The sequence below is a fragment of the Paraburkholderia sp. BL9I2N2 genome (assembly GCF_004339745.1).
Classification (GTDB): domain Bacteria; phylum Pseudomonadota; class Gammaproteobacteria; order Burkholderiales; family Burkholderiaceae; genus Paraburkholderia.
On sequence record NZ_SMGP01000001.1, the window covers coordinates 1057335 to 1076026 of the forward strand.

Below are 18692 nucleotides of genomic sequence, written 5' to 3' on the forward strand. Positions count from 1 at the left end.
CTGACCGCCGCACCAGGTGCACCGGTTTTGCTGTATGCGACGCACCCGCCATTTGTTCGCGGGGCGCGGCGCGCATGAAACACATTGCGGATTTCTTTCGGCCCACGCACCGTTCTCTATGGAATCACTGCGCATCTACAACACGCTCGCGCGTGACAAGCAAACTTTCGTGCCGCTGCAAGAAGGCGTCGTGCGGATGTACGTCTGCGGGATGACCGTGTACGACTATTGTCACGTCGGTCATGCGCGGGTGATGGTCGTGTTCGACATCGTGCAGCGCTGGTTGCGCACGCTCGGCTACGACGTGACCTACGTGCGCAATATCACGGATATTGATGACAAGATCATCCGGCGCGCAGTGGAGAACGGCGAAACGATCAAAGCGCTGACCGATCGCTTCATCAAGGCGCTGCATGAAGACGCGGACGCGCTTGGCATTCAGCGGCCCGACATCGAACCGCGCGCTACGGACTTCATTCCGCAGATGCTTGGCATGATCGAGCAGCTCGAAGCGAACGGCTACGCCTATCAGGCGAGTGACGGCGACGTGAACTATGCGGTGCGCAAGTTCGCGAACTACGGCAAGCTCTCGGGCAAGTCGCTCGAAGATCTGCGCGCGGGCGAACGCGTCGCGGCGAACGACGCGAAGCAGGATCCGCTCGACTTCGTGCTGTGGAAGCAGGCCAAGCCGGAAGAGCCCGCCGACACCGGCTGGGATTCGAAATATGGGCGCGGCCGTCCTGGCTGGCATATCGAATGCTCGGCGATGGGCTGCACGTTGCTCGGCGAACATTTCGACATTCACGGCGGCGGACAGGACCTGCAGTTTCCGCACCATGAAAACGAAATAGCGCAAAGTGAAGCCGCTACCGGTCAAACGTTCGTCAATTTCTGGATGCACAACGGCTACGTACAGATCGACAATGAGAAGATGTCGAAGTCGTTGAACAACTTCTTTACGATCCGCGAAGTATTGGCGCAGTACGATGCCGAGGTCGTGCGTTTCTTCATCGCACGCGCGCATTACCGCTCGCCGTTGAATTACAGCGACGTGCATATCGACGACGCCCGCAACGCCCTCGCGCGTTTGTACACCGCGCTGAAGGACGTCACGCCGGACGACGCCGAGCTCGACTGGAACGAAGCGCATGCGCAGCGTTTCCAGGCAGCAATGAACGACGACTTCAACACACCGGTTGCAGTGTCGGTGTTGTTCGAGTTGGCAACAGAAGTGAACCGCACGCGCGACCCCGCGCTGGCCCGTCAATTGCGCTCGCTGGGCGCGGTGATCGGACTGCTCGGCCGCGAGCCGCGTGCGTACCTGCAGCAGGCAGCGGGGGCAGCAGCCGAAGGCGCGCTCGAGCCCGCCGCGATCGAAGCGAAGATCGCGGCGCGCGTGGCCGCCAAGCAGGCGAAGGACTATGCGGCAGCAGACCGGATCCGGGCCGAATTGCTCGAGGCCGGCGTTGCACTTGAAGACAAACCCGGCGGGTTGACCGAGTGGCGGCGCGTGTGAGCGCACCTCGACTTACCCTTTGATCGACTCGCCAGGCAGGAGGCAGGATGGCAACGGCCACGAAGACGCCGGCTAAACGAGCCGCGTCTCAAACAAACGCGGCAACCGCGGCAAAGTCGACACGCACGTCGGCTCGCACGGGCGGCGGCGCGGTAAGGAAAGCATCGTCGAAAGCCGCCGGGGTGGCGGCCAAGACCGCGGCGGGCGCAGCGACAAAGACCGCCGTGAAGCGCGGGCTCAATGGCGCGTCGGCGCATGCGCCTCTCGCGAAGCGCGCGAAGGCGCCGCGTTTGAAGAGCAATGGCGCCTTGCCGGCTGAATTGGCCGGCGACGTGCAGGAGCTCGCCCGCGTAACGGTGGAGGGGCACGAAGGCGAAGTCGTGCGCAAGACGCGCGCGTCCGCAACCGCGGGCGGCGAAGCGGCGAGTGCGAGCGAAGTCGCGGTGCCGGTGCAGATCGGCGGCCTCACGCCTGAAGTCACGCGTCCGGCCTATTGGGACAAGGCGTGTGCCGACCTCGTCAAGCGCGATCGCATTCTGAAGAAACTGATTCCGAAGTTCGGCCCGGTGCATCTGCTGAGCCGCGGCGATCCGTTCGTCACGCTCGCGCGTTCGGTGGTCGGCCAGCAGATTTCGGTCGCGTCCGCGCAAGCCGCCTGGGCGAAAGTCGAGGCCGCCTGTCCGAAGCTGGTGCCGCAACAGTTCATCAAGCTCGGTCTGGAGAAGCTGACCACGTGCGGGTTGTCCAAGCGCAAAGCCGAATACGTGCTCGATCTCGCGCAGCATTTCGTTTCGGGTGCGCTGCACGTCGGTAAATGGACGTCGATGGAAGACGAGGCGGTGATCGCCGAACTCACGCAGATTCGCGGCATCGGCCGCTGGACGGCGGAGATGTTCCTGATCTTCAACCTGTCGCGCCCCGACGTGCTGCCGCTCGACGACCTGGGCCTGATTCGTGCGATCAGTGTCAACTACTTCAGCGGCGAACCGGTCACACGCAGCGAAGCGCGCGAGGTCGCCGCCAACTGGGAGCCGTGGCGCACCGTCGCCACCTGGTATATGTGGCGTAGTCTTGATCCGTTGCCGGTCGACTACTGAAAAAGAAGAAACGGGACCATTTCAAAAGCTATCGATTGTTAAAAATTGATAGTTGCGAGATGGTTTTGACATCGGCGAGCGCGGTTAGAATACGCGCTGCCGGTAAGTCCAAGGATTACAAACAATGAAGACCACGTTTCTGGATTTCGAACAGCCGATCGCTGAACTCGAAGCGAAGATCGAAGAATTGCGCTTCGTGCAGGACGATTCGGCCGTCGATATTTCGGAAGAGATCGAGCGGCTGTCCAAGAAGAGTCAGCAGCTCACCAAAGATCTGTACGCGAACCTCACGCCGTGGCAGGTTTCGCAAATCGCCCGTCATCCGCAACGTCCGTACACGTTCGACTACGTCAACGAGCTGTTCACCGATTTCCATGAACTGCACGGCGACCGCAACTATGCGGACGACCTGTCGATCGTCGGCGGCCTCGCGCGCTTCAACGGCCAGGCGTGCATGGTGATCGGCCATCAGAAGGGCCGCGACACCAAGGAGCGCGCGCTGCGTAACTTCGGCATGCCGCGTCCGGAAGGCTATCGCAAGGCCGAACGTCTGATGCGTCTCGCCGAAAAATTCGGCTTGCCGATTTTCACGTTCATCGATACGCCGGGCGCGTACCCGGGCATCGGCGCGGAAGAGCGCGGCCAGTCGGAAGCGATCGGCCGCAATCTGTACGTCATGGCCGAGCTGAAGACGCCGCTGATCGCGACGATCATCGGCGAGGGTGGTTCGGGCGGCGCGCTGGCGATCGCCGTCGGCGACAGCGTGCTGATGCTGCAATTCTCGACCTATTCGGTGATCTCGCCGGAAGGCTGCGCCTCCATTCTGTGGAAGAGCGCCGCGAAAGCGCCGGAAGCCGCGGAAGCGCTCGGCCTGACCGCGCATCGTCTGAAGGCGCTCGGTCTGATCGACAAGATCGTCAACGAGCCGTTGGGTGGCGCGCATCGCGATCCGAAAGGCATGGCCGCCATGTTGCGCCGTGCGCTCGCCGATTCGCTGCGCCAGTTCCAGGGCATGAGCATCAACGACCTGCGTCAACGCCGTTTCGAACGGTTGATGTCGTACGGCAAGTTCAAGGAAACGACGCCGGGTGCGTGAGCCCGCGCGCGTTCTCTTTAGTCCTGCAGCGCCCAGCGCGCGAGTGACGTGATTCCCACCGCCGAAACGCCCGCCGACCGCCTCGTTCTCGAGGCCGTCGGCTTTTCGTTGTCTACGCTGCCCGCTAACGCGCGTATTGCGATTGCGTTCAGTGGCGGCGTGGATTCGAGTGTGCTGCTCGATGCCGCGGTGCGTGTCGCGGGCGCGTCGCGTTGTCTCGCGCTGCATGTGCATCATGGGCTGAGCGCGCATGCCGATGCGTGGCTCGCGCACTGCGAGGCGTTTGCGCGGGAGCGTGGCGTCGAGTTCGCGGCAGAGCGCGTCGAGGTGTCGCGTGACGCGGGCGTGAGTGTCGAAGCCGCCGCGCGCGACGCGCGTTATCGCGCGCTGGAAGATATGTGCGCGTCGCGCAATGTCGCCACGTTGTGGCTCGCGCAGCATGCGGACGATCAGGCGGAAACCGTGCTGTTGCAATTGCTGCGTGGCGCGGGTCTCGCGGGTCTTGCCGCGATGGCGCCCGAGTATTTGCCGGCGGATGCGTCAGCGACGCGCGTGCGGCCTTTGCTTCATCTGCTGCGCGCGCAACTCGAGCAATACGCGGGCGAGCGTGCGTTGCAATGGATCGACGACGAGTCGAACGCCGATACACGCTATGCGCGCAATGCATTGCGCCACGAGGTGACGCCGGCGTTGGCCGTCCACTTTCCAGGGTTTCGCGACGCGCTCGCGCGCACGGCGGCGCATGCGGCATCCGCGCAGCGTTTGCTCGACGCGCTGGCGCGCATCGATATGGAATCCGCTTTACGCGACGAAGGGCGTGCTCTATCGCACGATGCATTGCTCGCGTTCGACGACGATCGCGCGCTCAACTTGATGCGTTACTGGATGCGCACGTTGGGTTTCGTCGCCGCATCGAGCGCGCGTCTCGGCGATGCACTGCGTCAGCTACGTGAGATTGGCGCGGCGGGCGAGGGCCACGGTCTGCGTATCGATCACGCGGGTCATGCATTGCGCAGCTATCGCGGCCTCGTCTATTGGGAAGCGGGCGACAGCAACGAGCCCGCCGACGAAACCGCGCTCGCCGCTCGCGCGATCAGCGAACTTGCGTGGCAAGGTGAGTCGATCTGGCGTTTGCCGCAATGGCGCGGCACTTTCGTATTCGCCGACGCAGACGTTGCCGCCGGCGACTCCGACACGATTCCCGCGAGCGTTCTACGGCGCGCCGTGTTGAGCGCGCGATCGCGCAGCGGCGGCGAGCGGATGCGCACGAGCGAAGCGCGCAATGCACCGAGCCGCACGCTGAAAAATCTGTTCCAGGAGCGCGGGGTTCCCGCGTGGAAGCGCGACGTGCCGCTGCTTTACGTCGGCGACGATCTGCTGTTCGTGCCTCTGCTCGGCGTCAATCGCGCAGCGTTGCCGGACCAGGTCGACGAGGCCGAAACACGCGTCAAGATCATCTGGCGCGAGGATCTGCTGATCGCCTGACCGGCCGGTCGGACACCTGGATTAGCCGGGCGGTGAATCCGGAAATAGGGCGCAAATCCGCATGAAACGGGCCTTTGCAGCCCTTATTTGGCGCATTCCAATAGCCTTTCCGGCTTGTCTTTTTGCCCTCGATCGGGTACGTTTACTTGTTTGCCCGACCCGATTTCGCCGTCGCTTTTGTTGAATTAGTCGGTTTTCGATCGTGATCCGTCGTTTCCGGTAAGCCATCAGCGATCATTCCCGGGCAAATCCGCGCGTGCTGCACGCGTGCTGCATTTACGCCGCCACACACTCTGCCGTCGTTCACAAGACGTTGCGCGCCTGTGCTTTTGTGCGGTCGTCTCCAGCGCGCCAGCGCGGTTTCTCCTCCAGTTCAGAACGACAATGGCACTCATCGTACATAAATACGGCGGCACCTCGATGGGCTCGGTCGAGCGCATCAAGAACGTCGCCAAGCGCGTCGCGAAATGGCACAAGGCTGGCCACAAGATGGTCGTCGTGCCGTCGGCGATGTCCGGCGAAACCAACCGCTTGCTCGGTCTCGCGAAAGAAATCACGGGTCAGCCGAACCCGCGCGAACTCGACATGATCGCCGCCACGGGCGAGCAGGTCAGCTCGGGTTTGCTGGCTATCGCGCTGCAGGAAGCCGGGGTCGAAGCGGTCAGCTACGCCGGCTGGCAAGTGCCGGTCAAAACGGATAGCGCGTTCACGAAAGCGCGCATCAGCGAAATCGACGGCGAGCGCGTGCTGCGCGATCTCGACGCAGGCAAGGTGGTGGTGATCACCGGCTTCCAGGGCATCGATCCTGACGGCAATATCACTACGCTCGGCCGTGGCGGTTCGGATACGTCGGCGGTCGCGGTCGCGGCTGCGTTGAAAGCCGATGAGTGCCTGATTTACACGGACGTCGACGGGGTCTACACGACCGACCCGCGCGTGGTCGAAGAAGCGCGCCGGCTCGATCGCGTGACGTTCGAAGAAATGCTGGAAATGGCAAGCCTGGGTTCGAAGGTGCTGCAGATCCGCTCGGTGGAATTCGCCGGCAAATATCAGGTGAAGACACGTGTGTTGTCGAGCTTGACCGATCCGCTGATACCGCTCGACGCTGAAATGAAGTCGGGCACCCTGATTACTTTTGAAGAAGACGAGACCATGGAAAAAGCAGTCATCTCGGGCATCGCGTTTCAGCGCGACGAAGCTCGCATTGCCGTGATGGGTGTGCCCGACAAGCCGGGCATCGCGTATCAGATTCTCGGTCCGGTGGCGGACGCGAATATCGACGTCGACATGATCATCCAGAACCAGAGCGTGGAAGGCAAAACGGCGTTCACGTTTACGGTTGGCCGCGGCGATTATCAGCGCGCCATGGACATCCTCACGACCCAGGTGAAGGGCCACGTGCAGGCCGAGCAGGTGCTGGGCGATCCGAAGGTGTCGAAGGTCTCGGTGGTCGGCGTCGGCATGCGTTCGCACGTCGGTATCGCGAGCACGATGTTCCGCACACTGTCGGAAGAGGGCATCAACATTCAGATGATCTCGACCTCCGAAATCAAGATCTCGGTGCTGATCGACGAGAAGTACATGGAGCTCGCCGTGCGCGCGCTGCATAAAGCGTTCGAACTGGATCAAGCGTAATTTGCTTCGAACAACGGGGTGGACAAGAGCGCTCCGTTTGTTTTGCGCGGCCGAGGTGAATAAATTGCGTCGCCGGTGACGAAACTGGCACAAAAAATGTTCGCGAGACATTGACCTTCGCGGTTCGGCCCGCTATTATCTTGGCTTCGTCGCGCTGACTCCCTGCGCGACCGAAAGTTTGGGAGACGTGGCCGAGAGGTCGAAGGCACTCCCCTGCTAAGGGAGCATCTGGGCCAAAACCTGGATCGAGGGTTCGAATCCCTCCGTCTCCGCCAGTGATGGTGGCAAACCCCGCAGAGTCTAGGCTCTGCGGGGTTTTGTTTTTTGGGCGTTGCAGTTCGAGTGGATTGGTACAGTGACGGCCTGCTGTCGCTCAATCTCATTCGTGACCGTATGTGCAATCACGCACGCAATTCGGTCCTCCAGGTTAACGTTTAGCTCAGCTTGTAAATCCGAACTGCCGTGTCATGGAGCAGTCTTCGCTGTTCCGAAACACTGAACTCTGCAATCACCTCGAAGTACGCGCGATAAAGCTGTTCGAAACTGCAAGCCAGCTTGCTGATCGGCATATGACTCGCAAACATGCAGCGTTCGGGCCCAAAAACCTCGATGGCTTGCAGTATCCAAGGGCGAACCTGAGCGACTGTCCAATGAATGCCGAAGATGCATTCCAGCCCAAAAATTTTGACAGCCACATTGGGACACGCGCCGACCAACGTCATTCCACGTCGCCACGCCGCCTGGCCTTCGCTAGTCAGATCGAGCGGCCAGCCCAGCACAGGCAGCACGAACTGAATGTCTGGAAACGCAGTCGCGAGCGATGCGAGTTCGGGAAGCTGCGGGGCGAATATCTCGATTTCGCAGATCAGATTGCGCCCGCGCAGCGAAGCGAGTCCGCGTCGCCATGCCGCGTCCGACGTGAGGCCCGGCGCCGTTGCATAGCGAAGCAGCGGGTTCGCCGGGTGCCAACCCAGATGCTGGCGAACGCAACGGATCCGATTTGCTGATGCATACGCGTCCAGCGTGCCCGGCAGATCGGGATTCGAAAAATCGACCAAAGCGATGATGCCGTCCGGGCGTCCTGTTGTGTTCGCAAGGTCCTGCGCCCAGCGTGTTTCGCCCACCGGATCGGTCGAAATGAACTCGGCCCAGACTGTGCCGACGACATTCAACGCGCTCGTGTCGCGCGCGTAGTCGTCGGGTAAGTAGATGCGGGGGAGCGCACTGTAGTCGCCGACGAGGGCTTCGAAGCCTTCGCTGCGCGTCGCGAACACGGGGTAATGGAAGCGCCCAGCGTCGTAGAAGTGTTGGTGACAATCAAGGATCGGCAGGGCGGCGCAGTCCATCGTCCAGGTCTCCGTACGCGAGAGCCAGCACTGAAGCGCAGTGCTTGTCCGGCGAGGTTAGCACGAGTCGGTTCGGCGTCCTGTGAGGAGGCAGATGGCAGGTTGTCGTCGCCTTGCTGTCGGCGTGTTGAGAAGCTGCGAACGTTGTCTGAATGGCTGGCTTCGCCGGACCACTGAGCGTGGGTTAACTGGAACCCGCGAAGTCCCACGGCGTGCTCTGGCGGCCGATTTCGTGCGCGGGTCTGCCGTTCGTCAATCGCCGCTGCAAGCCGCACGCGAAATGCGTGCTGCGGTCCCACCATCCCAACAAACTGCGATGGCCCCGACGACGGCGACGTCGTATTCTGCGAGTCGCCCACCACCGCCACCGCATCGGTAATGATCGTGGCGCTGCCCGCCGCGATCAGCGTCTTGCCGCGTGCGAGCTGTTACGCCTTCAGCGCGTACACCGTAGTGGGCGTAGAGCGGTTGTAGGTCTGCTCCAGTGATATCTAGTGATAGCGCGCCGGATCGCTCATGCTGTTTGCCTTGCTCGCGCACGTGCTGCTGTACCCGGCGCCGACTATCACAGCGGGCGTGATGCGATATGTCGAAATCACGCCGCACGTGTTGAACACGGTTCCCTGGCGAACAGCGAGCTATCGGCATTCGATGTCAGTCATCGTATCACTGGTATGCTTGCGGAACTAGAAAAAACATTCGATTTGTTTGGATTTTCGCAGAATTTCCAATGATGCCGGGAGATTCAACATTAGGAGCCGATTAGAGATCGGACGACCGGCCACGTTTGAATTTTCGCAGATATATTCTTTCGAACAACAAATGTTCGTTTCGCATGCGCGACACAAATGGCGGATGGCTGCGTGAGTCCGCTGTGGCGGCGGCGTGCTATGCCTTAAACGAGCTTCGCCGTATGAGCCGGATCGACTGGGGCTTCGAAGCAGGTCGCATTCGATACAACCCAAATCGCGCGAGAGCGTTTCTGCGCCGAGGCAGGGCAGACGCATGAAGAAATAATGCTTCGACATCCTACGGATATTGTCCGCGCTGGAAATGACAAATGCCATGCGTGCCTGGCTGCGCATATCGCCGTCGGCCGAATGCCCCGCTGCATGACGTGCGGCGAGCAGAGCCGCCTTGCATTGCGCCGCGCTCTGATTACAACGCCACCGCTTCTTCACCAAAACCATGTCCAATGTAACGAGACGTAACCGGCCGGCCACGCACGCGATGTTATGCATCAGTTATTACAAACTTGAAATACGCGCAGCGGCGCCTTGCGCTATATTTCCGCCAACAACACATTCTTCCAAAGGGTGATCGATGAAGTCCGCTCGTCTTGTTCCACTTTTGATCGGGGTTTTCGCGCTGGGTGCGTCGGGTGCCGCAATGGCCGGCGGTCTCAGTGTTGGTGTCAACATCGGCATTCCCGCGCCGGTCTACGTCGCGCCGGCACCGGTTTATGCACCGCCGCCTCCGCCCCCGCCGCCGGTCGTCTATCAACCGGCACCCGTGTACTACGGCGGCCCGGCGATCGTGGTCGGCTGGCATGGCGACCGCTACTGGGACGGACGCCGCTACTGGGCGCGCGATGACTGGTATCGTCATCATCCCCCGGGCCATTACAACTACGGTCACGACCACTACGACAATCATCGCGGCTGGCACTAAGCATCCAGACCCGCGGTTGATCGAATCGCGGCGTCAAAGAAAAACCGCCTGAAAAAGGCGGTTTTTTTGTTGGGCTTCTGCAACAAGCCAGCAAAATGCAGTGGCGTACACAAAGCGCTACGCGCTCACGCGCAAGGCGTGTTGTTCAATCCGCCGCGGCAGCCATGCCACCCACCACCGCGCTAAAGCCGCTATCGACGTGCACGATTTCCGCCGTCACGCCGGCCGCCAGATCCGACAGCAGGAACGCCGCCGTATTGCCGACCTGTTCGATCGTCACGTTGCGCTTGAGCGGCGCGTTCTGTTCGACGAACTCGAGAATTTTGCCGAAGCCCTTGATGCCGCTCGCGGCCAGCGTCCTGATCGGGCCCGCCGAAATACCGTTGACGCGCACGCCTTTTGCGCCGAGCGAGACCGCCAGATAACGCACGCTGGCTTCGAGTGAAGCTTTGGCGAGACCCATGGTGTTGTAGTTCGGAATCGCGCGCTCGGCGCCCAGGTAGCTCAGCGTGAGCAGCGACGCGTCCGGCGTGAACATGGATTGCGCGGCTTTGGCGAGCGCCGGGAAGCTGTACGCGGAGATGTCGTGCGCGATGCGAAAATTTTCGCGCGTCATGCCGTCGAGAAAATCGCCGGCAATCGCTTCGCGCGGCGCAAAGCCGATCGAATGAACGAGACCGTCGAGGCCGTCCCAGCGTTGCTTGAGCGAGACGAAGAGGGCGTCGATCTGCGCGTCGTCGGCGACGTCGCAGGGGAACACCAGGTCGCTGCCGAACTCGTTGGCGAACTCGGTGATGCGATCCTTGAAGCGCTCGCCGACATAGGTGAACGCCAGCTCGGCGCCTTCGCGCTTGCAGGCTTGCGCGATGCCGTAGGCAATCGAACGGTTCGACAGCAGGCCAGTCAGCAGGATACGTTTACCAGCGAGGAAGCCCATGAAATCTCCTGATCGGATCGGCGCGCCGCGCACGTCGACAATGTGAGCAACGGACGTGCGGATCGCGCGGGTTTATTGGGTAGAATTCTCTCACACTGCAATTGCCCATTGACCAACAAGGCCCCCATGACAACTGGCTCGCGACGGGTTCCAACGCCTCGTGCACTCCGGTGCAGCGCGATTCACAGACCCTTGCGTGCCGGCCTCGCGATTGCGCCGCGTTCATGGCGCTCTGCTTGCACAGCGCTGATGTGCGGCGCGCTGGCCGTGGCTGGTCTTCTCGTGGCGCCGCGGGCGCACGCGGTCTATGCGATCGCGCAATACGGTGAGCCGAAATATCCGGCGGATTTCAAGCACTTCGACTACGTCAATCCGGACGCGCCGAAGGGCGGCACGCTGGTGCTGGCCAATCCGAGCCGCCTCACCAGCTTCGACAAATTCAATCCCTTCACACTGCGCGGCAATACGGCGCCGGGTGTGGACCTGATGTTCGAAAGCCTTACCACCGGCAGCAGCGACGAAGTGGCATCCGCTTACGGGCTGCTCGCCGACGACATCAACATCGCGCCGGATGGCCTGTCGGTGACCTTCCACATCAATCCGCGCGCACGGTTTTCGAACGGCGATCCGGTCACCGCCGACGACGTCAAGTTCTCGCTCGACACGCTAAAAAGCCCGCAGGCCGCGCCGCAATTCGCCTCGATCTTCGGTGAGATCACGCGCGCAGTGGTGATCGATCCGCATACGATCCGCTTCGAGTTTCACCAGCGCAATCGCGAGCTGCCGTTGCTTGCGGGCGGCATACCGGTGTTCTCGCGCAAGTGGGGAATGAAACCGGACGGCAGCCGCATTCCGTTCGACCAGCTCGCGTTCGAAAAGCCGATCGGCAGCGGACCTTATCTGATCGAGCAATACGACAACGGCCGCACGATTACGTACCGGCGCGACCCGAATTACTGGGGCGCGGCGCTGCCGGTGCGCGTCGGCATGTATAACTTCGATCGCGTCGTCTACAAGCTGTATTCGGATAGCACGGCGCGGCTGGAGGCGTTCAAGGCCGGCGAGTACGACGCCCTGGTCGAATACGTCGCGCGCAACTGGGTGCGGCGTGATGTCGGCAAGAAATTCGATAGCGGTGAGCTGATCAAGCAGGTGTTTGCGCAACATAACGGCACCGGCATGCAGGGCTTCATGCTGAACACGCGGCGGCCGTTGTTTCAGGACGTGCGCGTGCGCAAGGCGCTGGATCTTGCGCTCGACTTTCAGTGGCTCAATCGCCAGTTGTTCTTCAATCAGTACACGCGTATCGACAGTTTCTTCGCCAACACCGATTTGCAGGCGAAGGGTCTGCCTTCGCCTGGTGAGTTGGCCCTGCTCGAGCCGTGGCGCGCGAAGCTCGACCCGGCCGTGTTCGGTCCGCCGCCGAAACAGCCGGATACCGATCCTCCCGGCTCGCTGCGCGCCAACCTGCTGGAGGCGCGCGCGCTCTTGCAGGAGGCCGGCTGGACTTACCGCGACGGCGCCTTGCGCAACGCCAAGGGCGAGCCGTTCCGCTTCGAGATTCTCGACGACTCCGGCTCGTCCGCGCAGATGGAGCCGATCGTCGCGACCTTCATCCGCAATCTGCAGAAGCTGGGCATCCAGGCCACGTTTCGCGTGTCGGATTTCGCGGTCTATCAGAAGCGGCTAGACGCATTCGATTTCGACACCACCACCATCCGCATGCCGGACGTGCAGGTGCCCGGCTCCGAGCAGATCGAGCGATTCGGCAGCAAGGCCGCCGATACGCAGGGTTCCGATAACATGATCGGGCTGAAGTCGCCGGTAGTGGATGCGATCCTGAACGCGCTCGTGCATGCGCAGACGCGCGAGCAACTGGTCGACGCCACGCACGCGCTCGACCGTGTGTTGATGCATGGCTACTATGTCGTGCCGCACTGGTACAGCGCGACGCATCGGGTGGCGTTCAAGCGCGGCCTTGCATGGCCGAAAACGCTGCCCCTGTACTATTCGGCGGAAGGCTGGATCACGTCGATGTGGTGGTTCGCGCAGCCACAGTCGCAAGCGCAGCCGCAAGCGCAACCTTAACCGCGCTAACGCGTCATTCATTCGGAAACGCCGCCATGTGGAGTTACATCCTCAAACGCCTGCTGCTGATGATCCCGACTTTGCTCGGCGTGCTGACGCTGACCTTCGCCGTGATCCAGTTCGTTCCCGGTGGCCCGGTCGAGCAGATGCAGCACGAGTTGCGCAAAGGCGCCGAGAACGGCGCGCCGTTCGGTCTGCGCGCGCATACCGGTGTCGACGCGCAGCAGATCGCGCAACTCAAGGCGCTATACGGCTTCGACAAACCGCCGCTCGAACGCTACGTGCTGATGCTCAAGCGCTTCTCGACGTTCGATCTCGGTCAGAGCTACTTCCGCCATCAAAGCGTGTGGTCGCTGATCGTCTCCAAGCTGCCGGTGTCGATCAGCATCGGCTTATGGACATTCTTTCTGACGTATCTGATATCGGTGCCGCTCGGCATTGCGAAGGCGATACGCAACGGTTCGCGCTTCGATGTCGCGACGAGCCTCGTGGTGCTGGTCGGCTACGCGATTCCGGGCTTCGTGCTGGGTGTTTTGCTGCTCGTGCTGTTCGGCGGCGGTACGTTCCTGCAACTGTTCCCGCTGCGCAATCTCACTTCGGACAACTGGGCGCAACTAAGTGTCGTAGGCAAGATTCTCGACTATCTGTGGCATATCGCGTTGCCGATCACGGCCTCGGTCGTGGGCAGTTTCGCGGTCGTCACCATGTTGACGAAAAATGCTTTTCTCGATGAGATCCGCAAGCAATACGTGCTCACCGCGCGCGCCAAAGGGTTGTCCGAAAAGCGCGTGCTGTGGAAGCACGTGTTCCGCAATGCGCTGTTGCCGCTGATCGTTGGTTTTCCGGCCGCGTTTATCGGCGCGTTCTTTACCGGCAGTCTGCTGATCGAGACGCTGTTTTCGCTCGATGGCCTTGGGCTGCTCTCTTACGAATCGGTGGTGCGGCGCGATTATCCGGTCGTGCTCGGCACGCTGTATCTGTTCACGCTGATCGGGCTCGCGACCAAGCTGATCTCCGATCTTTGCTACGTGTGGGTCGATCCCCGCATCCAATTCGAACAACTGGAGCGCTGATGAATCGAGCCCGTCTTTCCGCCGATGCGTCGGCGCGCACCGAACCGGCGCGCGTATTCGTCTCGCCTTCGCCCGCGCGCCGTGTGTGGCAGCGTTTTCGCCAGCAGCGTCTGGGCTGCTGGAGCCTGATCGTGTTCGTCGTGGCATTCGCGGCAAGTCTGGCCGGCCCGTTGTGGTCGAATGACAAACCGCTCGTGGTGCGCTACGACGGCAGCCTGTATTTCCCGATGTTCAAGACCTACGCCGAGACCACCTTCGGCGGCGATTTCCCGACGCCGGCCGATTATCTCGATCCGTATATCAAGCATCGTTTCGATGCGCCGGGCAATTTCGCCGTGTATCCGCCGAATCACTACTACTACGACACGCTGAATTACTTTTCGAAGGCGCCGAACCCGGCGCCGCCGTCGCGCGAGAACTGGCTCGGCACCGACGACCGCGGCCGCGATCTGTTCGCGCGTCTGCTCTACGGCTTCCGCGTATCCGTGGAATTCGGGCTGGTGCTGACGCTGATCGGTACGATACTCGGAATCGCGGCGGGCGCCGTGCAAGGTTATTTCGGAGGACGTACCGATATCATCGGGCAGCGTCTGATCGAAATCTGGAGCGCCATGCCGGAGCTTTACCTGCTGATCATCTTTTCGTCGATCTTCGAGCCGGGCTTCATTCTGCTGATCGTGCTGCTCTCGCTGTTCGGCTGGATCGGCTTGTCCGATTACGTGCGCGCGGAGTTCCTGCGCAATCGCCAGCAGGATTACGTGCGCGCGGCGCGCGCAATGGGGCTGTCGAACTGGCAGATCATGTGGCGGCATGTGCTGCCCAATAGTCTCACGCCGGTGATCACGTTCCTGCCGTTTCGCATGAGCGGCGCGATTCTCGCGCTGACGAGCCTCGACTTTCTCGGCCTGGGCGTGCCGTCGCCGACGCCAAGCCTCGGCGAACTGCTCGCGCAAGGCAAGGCGAACCTCGACGCGTGGTGGATTTCGTTGTCCACCTTCGGCGTCCTGGTGGCAATGCTGTTGCTGCTGACCTTCATGGGCGACGCGCTGCGCAATGCACTCGACACCCGTATCTCCGATGCCATGCGCGCCGGAGGCAATCAATGAGCGCGAACTTGCAAAGCAACGCGTCGCCGGGCACGACGCAGCCGCTGCTCGAACTGGACCATCTGCATGTGCGTTTCGGCGATACGGTCGCGGTGAGCGACGTCACGCTCGCGATCCAGCGCGGCGAACGGGTGGCGCTGGTCGGCGAATCGGGTTCGGGCAAAAGCATGACCGCGCTGTCGATCCTGCGACTGTTGAGCGACGCGCAGGTGAGCGGGTCGATCCGTTTCGACGGCGAAGACCTGCTCGGCAAAACCGAGCGCGAGATGCGCGGCTTGCGCGGCTCGGACATCGCGATGATTTTTCAGGAGCCGATGACCGCGCTCAATCCGCTCTACACGGTCGGCGATCAGATTGCGGAAACCATCGTCGTGCATGACGGCGTGACGGCGAACGAGGCGCGCAAGCGTGCCGTGGCGCTCCTGGGACGCACCGGCATCGCCGAGCCGGGCAAGCGCGTGAACAGCTATCCGCATCAGCTGTCGGGCGGCCAGCGTCAGCGCGCGATGATCGCGATGGCGCTGGCGTGCCGTCCGCGTCTTCTGCTGGCCGACGAGCCGACCACGGCGCTCGACATGACGATCCGCGCGCAGATCGTCGAACTGCTGCTGGAGTTGCAACGCGACGAGGCGGAAAAACGCGGCATGGCGGTGTTGCTGATCACGCACGACCTGAATCTGGTGCGCCACTTCGCGCAACGCATCGCGGTGATGGAGAAGGGCGTTCTGGTGGAGAGCGGGCCGGTCGAGCAGGTGTTCGCGTCGCCGCAGCATCCGTACACGCAACGCCTGCTGGCGAGCCGCCCGGAACGCACGGTGGTGCCGGTTTTGCCGATTTCGCCCGTGCTGCTCGAGGCGCGCGGGATTTCGGTCGATTTCAAAACGAAGCTGCCGGGTTTCAGCGGGTGGTTTCACTCGGGACGGTTTCGCGCCGTTGCGGACGCGAACGTGTCGGTGCGCCAAGGCGAGACGCTCGGGATCGTCGGCGAATCGGGTTCGGGCAAATCGACGCTGGCGATGGCCTTGCTCGGCCTGCAACGCACCGTGCACGGCGAGATCGAGTTTCAGGGCAGGGCGCTCGGCAGCTATCGCGGCGCCGAACAGACCGCTTTGCGCTCGAACATGCAGGTTGTCTTCCAGGATCCGTTCAGTTCGCTTTCGCCGCGCCAGACCATCGAACGGATTGTCGGCGAAGGGCTCGCGTTGCACCGGCCGACCATGACGCCGCAAGCGCGCCGGGAGAAGGTGATCTCGGTGCTGCGCGAAGTCGGCCTCGATCGCACGGTGCTGCAACGCTATCCGCACGAATTCTCCGGCGGGCAGCGTCAGCGGATCGCGATTGCGCGCGCGCTGGTGCTGGAACCGCGCATCCTGATCCTCGACGAGCCGACCAGCGCGCTCGATGTTTCCATTCAACAGCAGGTGCTGAAACTGCTCGCCGGGTTGCAACAGAAGTACAACCTTGGCTTCGTTTTTATTAGCCACGACTTAGCGGTAATCGGGGCAATGGCGCATCGTGTCGCGGTCATGCAAAACGGTTCGATCGTCGAAAGTGGCGAGGTTGAGGAGATTTTTGCGACACCCGCCCACCCCTACACTCGAAAGCTGCTGAAAGCCGCGCTGGACCATTGATTTACCGCTTTTTCACCAATTGGGTGCGGGTCTCGATTGTATTTTTCTATTTGTTTTGACATGTGAATACTTACTGGCTAGTATCGACCAAACTTTTTTCCGTAGACCCCTGATTTTTAGGCAAAAAATACCGACCAATGCAGCACAGAAACCTAACCCAGGCTTGCACGCGCGTCGTCGCCGGGATGTTCATTGGCGTCTTGATGGCAGCAGCTCCCGGCGCGTTCGCCGACGAAGTAAGCAGTTTCAATCAGAATGCCTCATATTCGACCCTCAGCGGGTCGAATTCTTTGTCCGCTCCCAATTCGCAAGCCGTCGCTCCCCCTGGCGACAGCAGCGCCAAATCGTTCCTCTCCGGCATGGCCGGCAAGGCGGGCGACGTGGTCGTCGGCGCCCTGAACATGATCGGTGTGCGCTACCGTTGGGGTGGTAACACGCCGGATTCGGGGCTCGATTGCAGCGGCTTCGTCCGCTACGTCTTCCAGGACACGCTCGGTATGGCGTTGCCGCGCCGCGCCGAGGAAATGAGCCGCGTCGGTGAAAAGGTTCGCGTCAGCGACCTGAAGCCGGGCGATCTGGTGTTCTTCAACACCATGCGCCGCACGTTCTCGCACGTCGGCATCTATATCGGCGACAACAAGTTCGTGCATTCACCCTCCACGGGCAGCACGATCCGTGTCGACGACATGGATGACGGCTACTGGGAAAAGCGCTTTACCGGTGCGCGGCGGATCGAGGCGTCGTATCAGGACGGCCAGGATCTGCGCAAGCGCGTGAATGCGACCATCGGCGGCAATCAGTAAGAGATTGCGCCGGCGGTTCGCGGCATAAAAAAGCCTGCTTCGAATGAAGCAGGCTTTTTTGCGTTTGAACGGCCGATGCGGCCGTTCCAAGGACCGCTTCAGGTCAGCTTCGGGTCCGCTTCGGGTCCGCTTACGCTGCAGCGCGGCTCGCCGCCAGCTTGCGTTGTAACTCCGGCATCATCTTCGCCACCGCTTCTTCGCCCGCCAGAATCGCCGCGTTGCGCTGCGAGAAATCGCTGCCGCTCATGGCGGCCAGATTCGGCCGGATCACGACGTCCGCGTACTTGTCGAGTTCATAAGCCTTGATCGTCTGGCCCATGATCGTGAAGGTCTGCATCAGCACGTCGAACGAACTGGCCGTCAGGCCGCTTTCCGGCCGCTGCGAGATATCCACCGCGATCACGAAATCCGCGCCCATCTTGCGCGCGAACGACGCCGGCACCGGACTCACCAGCCCGCCGTCCACATACTCATGGCCGCCGATCTTCACGGGCTCGAAAATCGACGGCACGCTGCACGACGCGCGCACCGCAATGCCGGTGTTGCCGCGCTGGAACAGGATCGGCTGGCCGGTTCTGAGGTCGGTGGCGACCACCCCGAGCGGCTTGGCCATTTTCTCGATCGGGCGGTTGTTGAGCGTCGTGTTCAGGTAGTTCTGCAGCGCGACGCCTTGCAGAAAGCCGCGCGTGCGAAACGGCATGGCCCAGTCGCTGATCGACGCTTCGTCCATGGTCAGGGCGAGCTTGTTCAGCGCGAAGCCGTTCATGCCCGACGCGTACAGCGCGCCCACCACCGAGCCGGCACTGGTGCCGGCCACCAGATCGATCTGGATATTGCGCGCCTCGAGCCCCTTGATCACGCCGATGTGCGCGAAGCCGCGCGCAGCGCCCCCGCCTAGCGCGAGCGCGACGCGCAGCGGCCGTTGCGGCTTGTCGAGCGGCGGCGTGGTCGTAACGGGCGTGGTGGCGACGGGCGTGCTATCGGCCTTGCCTCCGGTCGTGGTGCAGGCGGCCAGCACCGCGGAGGCGGCGGCCAGTGAAAAGTTGCGGCGGGCGAGGCTAGGCGATGAGGGCTTCAACGAGTTCTCCAGCAACGGCGCGGGCAACGCAGTCGGCGTCGCCGGTGGCCGCGATCAGGCGGATAGTCAGACGGACGGCATCGCCGGCGGCGATACCATGCGCCGTGGATCTATCTCCGGCCGCGGCGCG

The 18692-nt window shown here is 62.0% G+C and carries 14 protein-coding genes, 1 tRNA gene and 1 pseudogene; 12 read left to right on the forward strand and 4 right to left on the reverse strand.

The window, feature by feature from the left end; all coding sequences use genetic code 11:
* The first annotated feature begins 118 nt into the window (after window positions 1-118).
* From cysS to B0G74_RS04900, 6 genes are all read left to right on the forward strand, one after another.
* Window positions 119-1516, forward strand: coding sequence for a cysteine--tRNA ligase (gene cysS / locus B0G74_RS04875; RefSeq protein WP_132373881.1), 1398 nt, complete (start codon window positions 119-121; stop codon window positions 1514-1516).
* A gap of 47 nt (window positions 1517-1563) precedes the next feature.
* The gene (locus B0G74_RS04880; protein ID WP_132373882.1) at window positions 1564-2613 is read left to right on the forward strand and encodes a DNA-3-methyladenine glycosylase; all 1050 of its coding nucleotides are present in this window, start codon (window positions 1564-1566) and stop codon (window positions 2611-2613) included.
* Window positions 2614-2737: 124 nt separating this feature from the next.
* Entirely contained in the window at window positions 2738-3709 is a 972-nt protein-coding gene (locus B0G74_RS04885; protein ID WP_007181378.1) for an acetyl-CoA carboxylase carboxyltransferase subunit alpha, read from the forward strand.
* 48 nt (window positions 3710-3757) lie between these two features.
* Entirely contained in the window at window positions 3758-5194 is a 1437-nt protein-coding gene (tilS, locus tag B0G74_RS04890) for a tRNA lysidine(34) synthetase TilS (RefSeq protein WP_132373883.1), read from the forward strand.
* A gap of 384 nt (window positions 5195-5578) precedes the next feature.
* Window positions 5579-6829, forward strand: coding sequence for an aspartate kinase (locus B0G74_RS04895; RefSeq protein WP_132373884.1), 1251 nt, complete (start codon window positions 5579-5581; stop codon window positions 6827-6829).
* 181 nt (window positions 6830-7010) lie between these two features.
* A tRNA-Ser gene (locus B0G74_RS04900) sits at window positions 7011-7104 on the forward strand.
* Window positions 7105-7263: 159 nt separating this feature from the next.
* Here B0G74_RS04900 and B0G74_RS04905 read toward each other — a convergent pair.
* Both B0G74_RS04905 and B0G74_RS46435 read right to left on the reverse strand, forming a co-directional pair.
* Window positions 7264-8175, reverse strand: a complete 912-nt coding sequence (locus B0G74_RS04905) for an amidohydrolase family protein (RefSeq protein ID WP_132373885.1) — start codon at window positions 8173-8175, stop codon at window positions 7264-7266.
* Between the two features lie 278 nt (window positions 8176-8453).
* Window positions 8454-8792, reverse strand: a pseudogene (locus B0G74_RS46435) (porin); the annotation flags it as partial.
* 706 nt (window positions 8793-9498) lie between these two features.
* Here B0G74_RS46435 and B0G74_RS04915 point away from each other — a divergent pair.
* A complete protein-coding gene (locus B0G74_RS04915; RefSeq protein WP_132373886.1) occupies window positions 9499-9846 on the forward strand; it encodes a hypothetical protein in 348 nt (115 codons plus the stop codon).
* 145 nt (window positions 9847-9991) lie between these two features.
* On the opposite strand, the gene fabI is transcribed toward B0G74_RS04915, so the two are convergent.
* Window positions 9992-10783: an enoyl-ACP reductase FabI gene (gene fabI / locus B0G74_RS04920; RefSeq protein ID WP_132373887.1), complete on the reverse strand. Its 792-nt coding sequence runs from the start codon at window positions 10781-10783 to the stop codon at window positions 9992-9994.
* Between the two features lie 126 nt (window positions 10784-10909).
* Between fabI and B0G74_RS04925 the strand changes: the two genes are divergently transcribed.
* From B0G74_RS04925 to B0G74_RS04945, 5 genes are all read left to right on the forward strand, one after another.
* On the forward strand, window positions 10910-12871 hold the full coding sequence (locus tag B0G74_RS04925; RefSeq protein ID WP_132373888.1) for an extracellular solute-binding protein: 1962 nt from the start codon (window positions 10910-10912) through the stop codon (window positions 12869-12871).
* Window positions 12872-12906: 35 nt separating this feature from the next.
* Entirely contained in the window at window positions 12907-13944 is a 1038-nt protein-coding gene (locus B0G74_RS04930) for an ABC transporter permease subunit (protein WP_132373889.1), read from the forward strand.
* Window positions 13944-15050 (forward strand): ABC transporter permease, encoded by a 1107-nt coding sequence (locus tag B0G74_RS04935; RefSeq protein ID WP_132373890.1) that lies wholly within the window; start codon window positions 13944-13946, stop codon window positions 15048-15050. Before B0G74_RS04930 ends, B0G74_RS04935 begins: the two co-directional genes overlap by 1 nt.
* Window positions 15047-16681, forward strand: a complete 1635-nt coding sequence (locus tag B0G74_RS04940) for a dipeptide ABC transporter ATP-binding protein (RefSeq protein WP_132373891.1) — start codon at window positions 15047-15049, stop codon at window positions 16679-16681. Before B0G74_RS04935 ends, B0G74_RS04940 begins: the two co-directional genes overlap by 4 nt.
* 137 nt (window positions 16682-16818) lie before the next feature.
* Window positions 16819-17484: a C40 family peptidase gene (locus tag B0G74_RS04945; RefSeq protein WP_132373892.1), complete on the forward strand. Its 666-nt coding sequence runs from the start codon at window positions 16819-16821 to the stop codon at window positions 17482-17484.
* Window positions 17485-17614: 130 nt separating this feature from the next.
* On the opposite strand, the gene B0G74_RS04950 is transcribed toward B0G74_RS04945, so the two are convergent.
* Entirely contained in the window at window positions 17615-18562 is a 948-nt protein-coding gene (locus B0G74_RS04950) for a patatin-like phospholipase family protein (RefSeq protein WP_132373893.1), read from the reverse strand.
* Window positions 18563-18692: the final 130 nt, after the last annotated feature.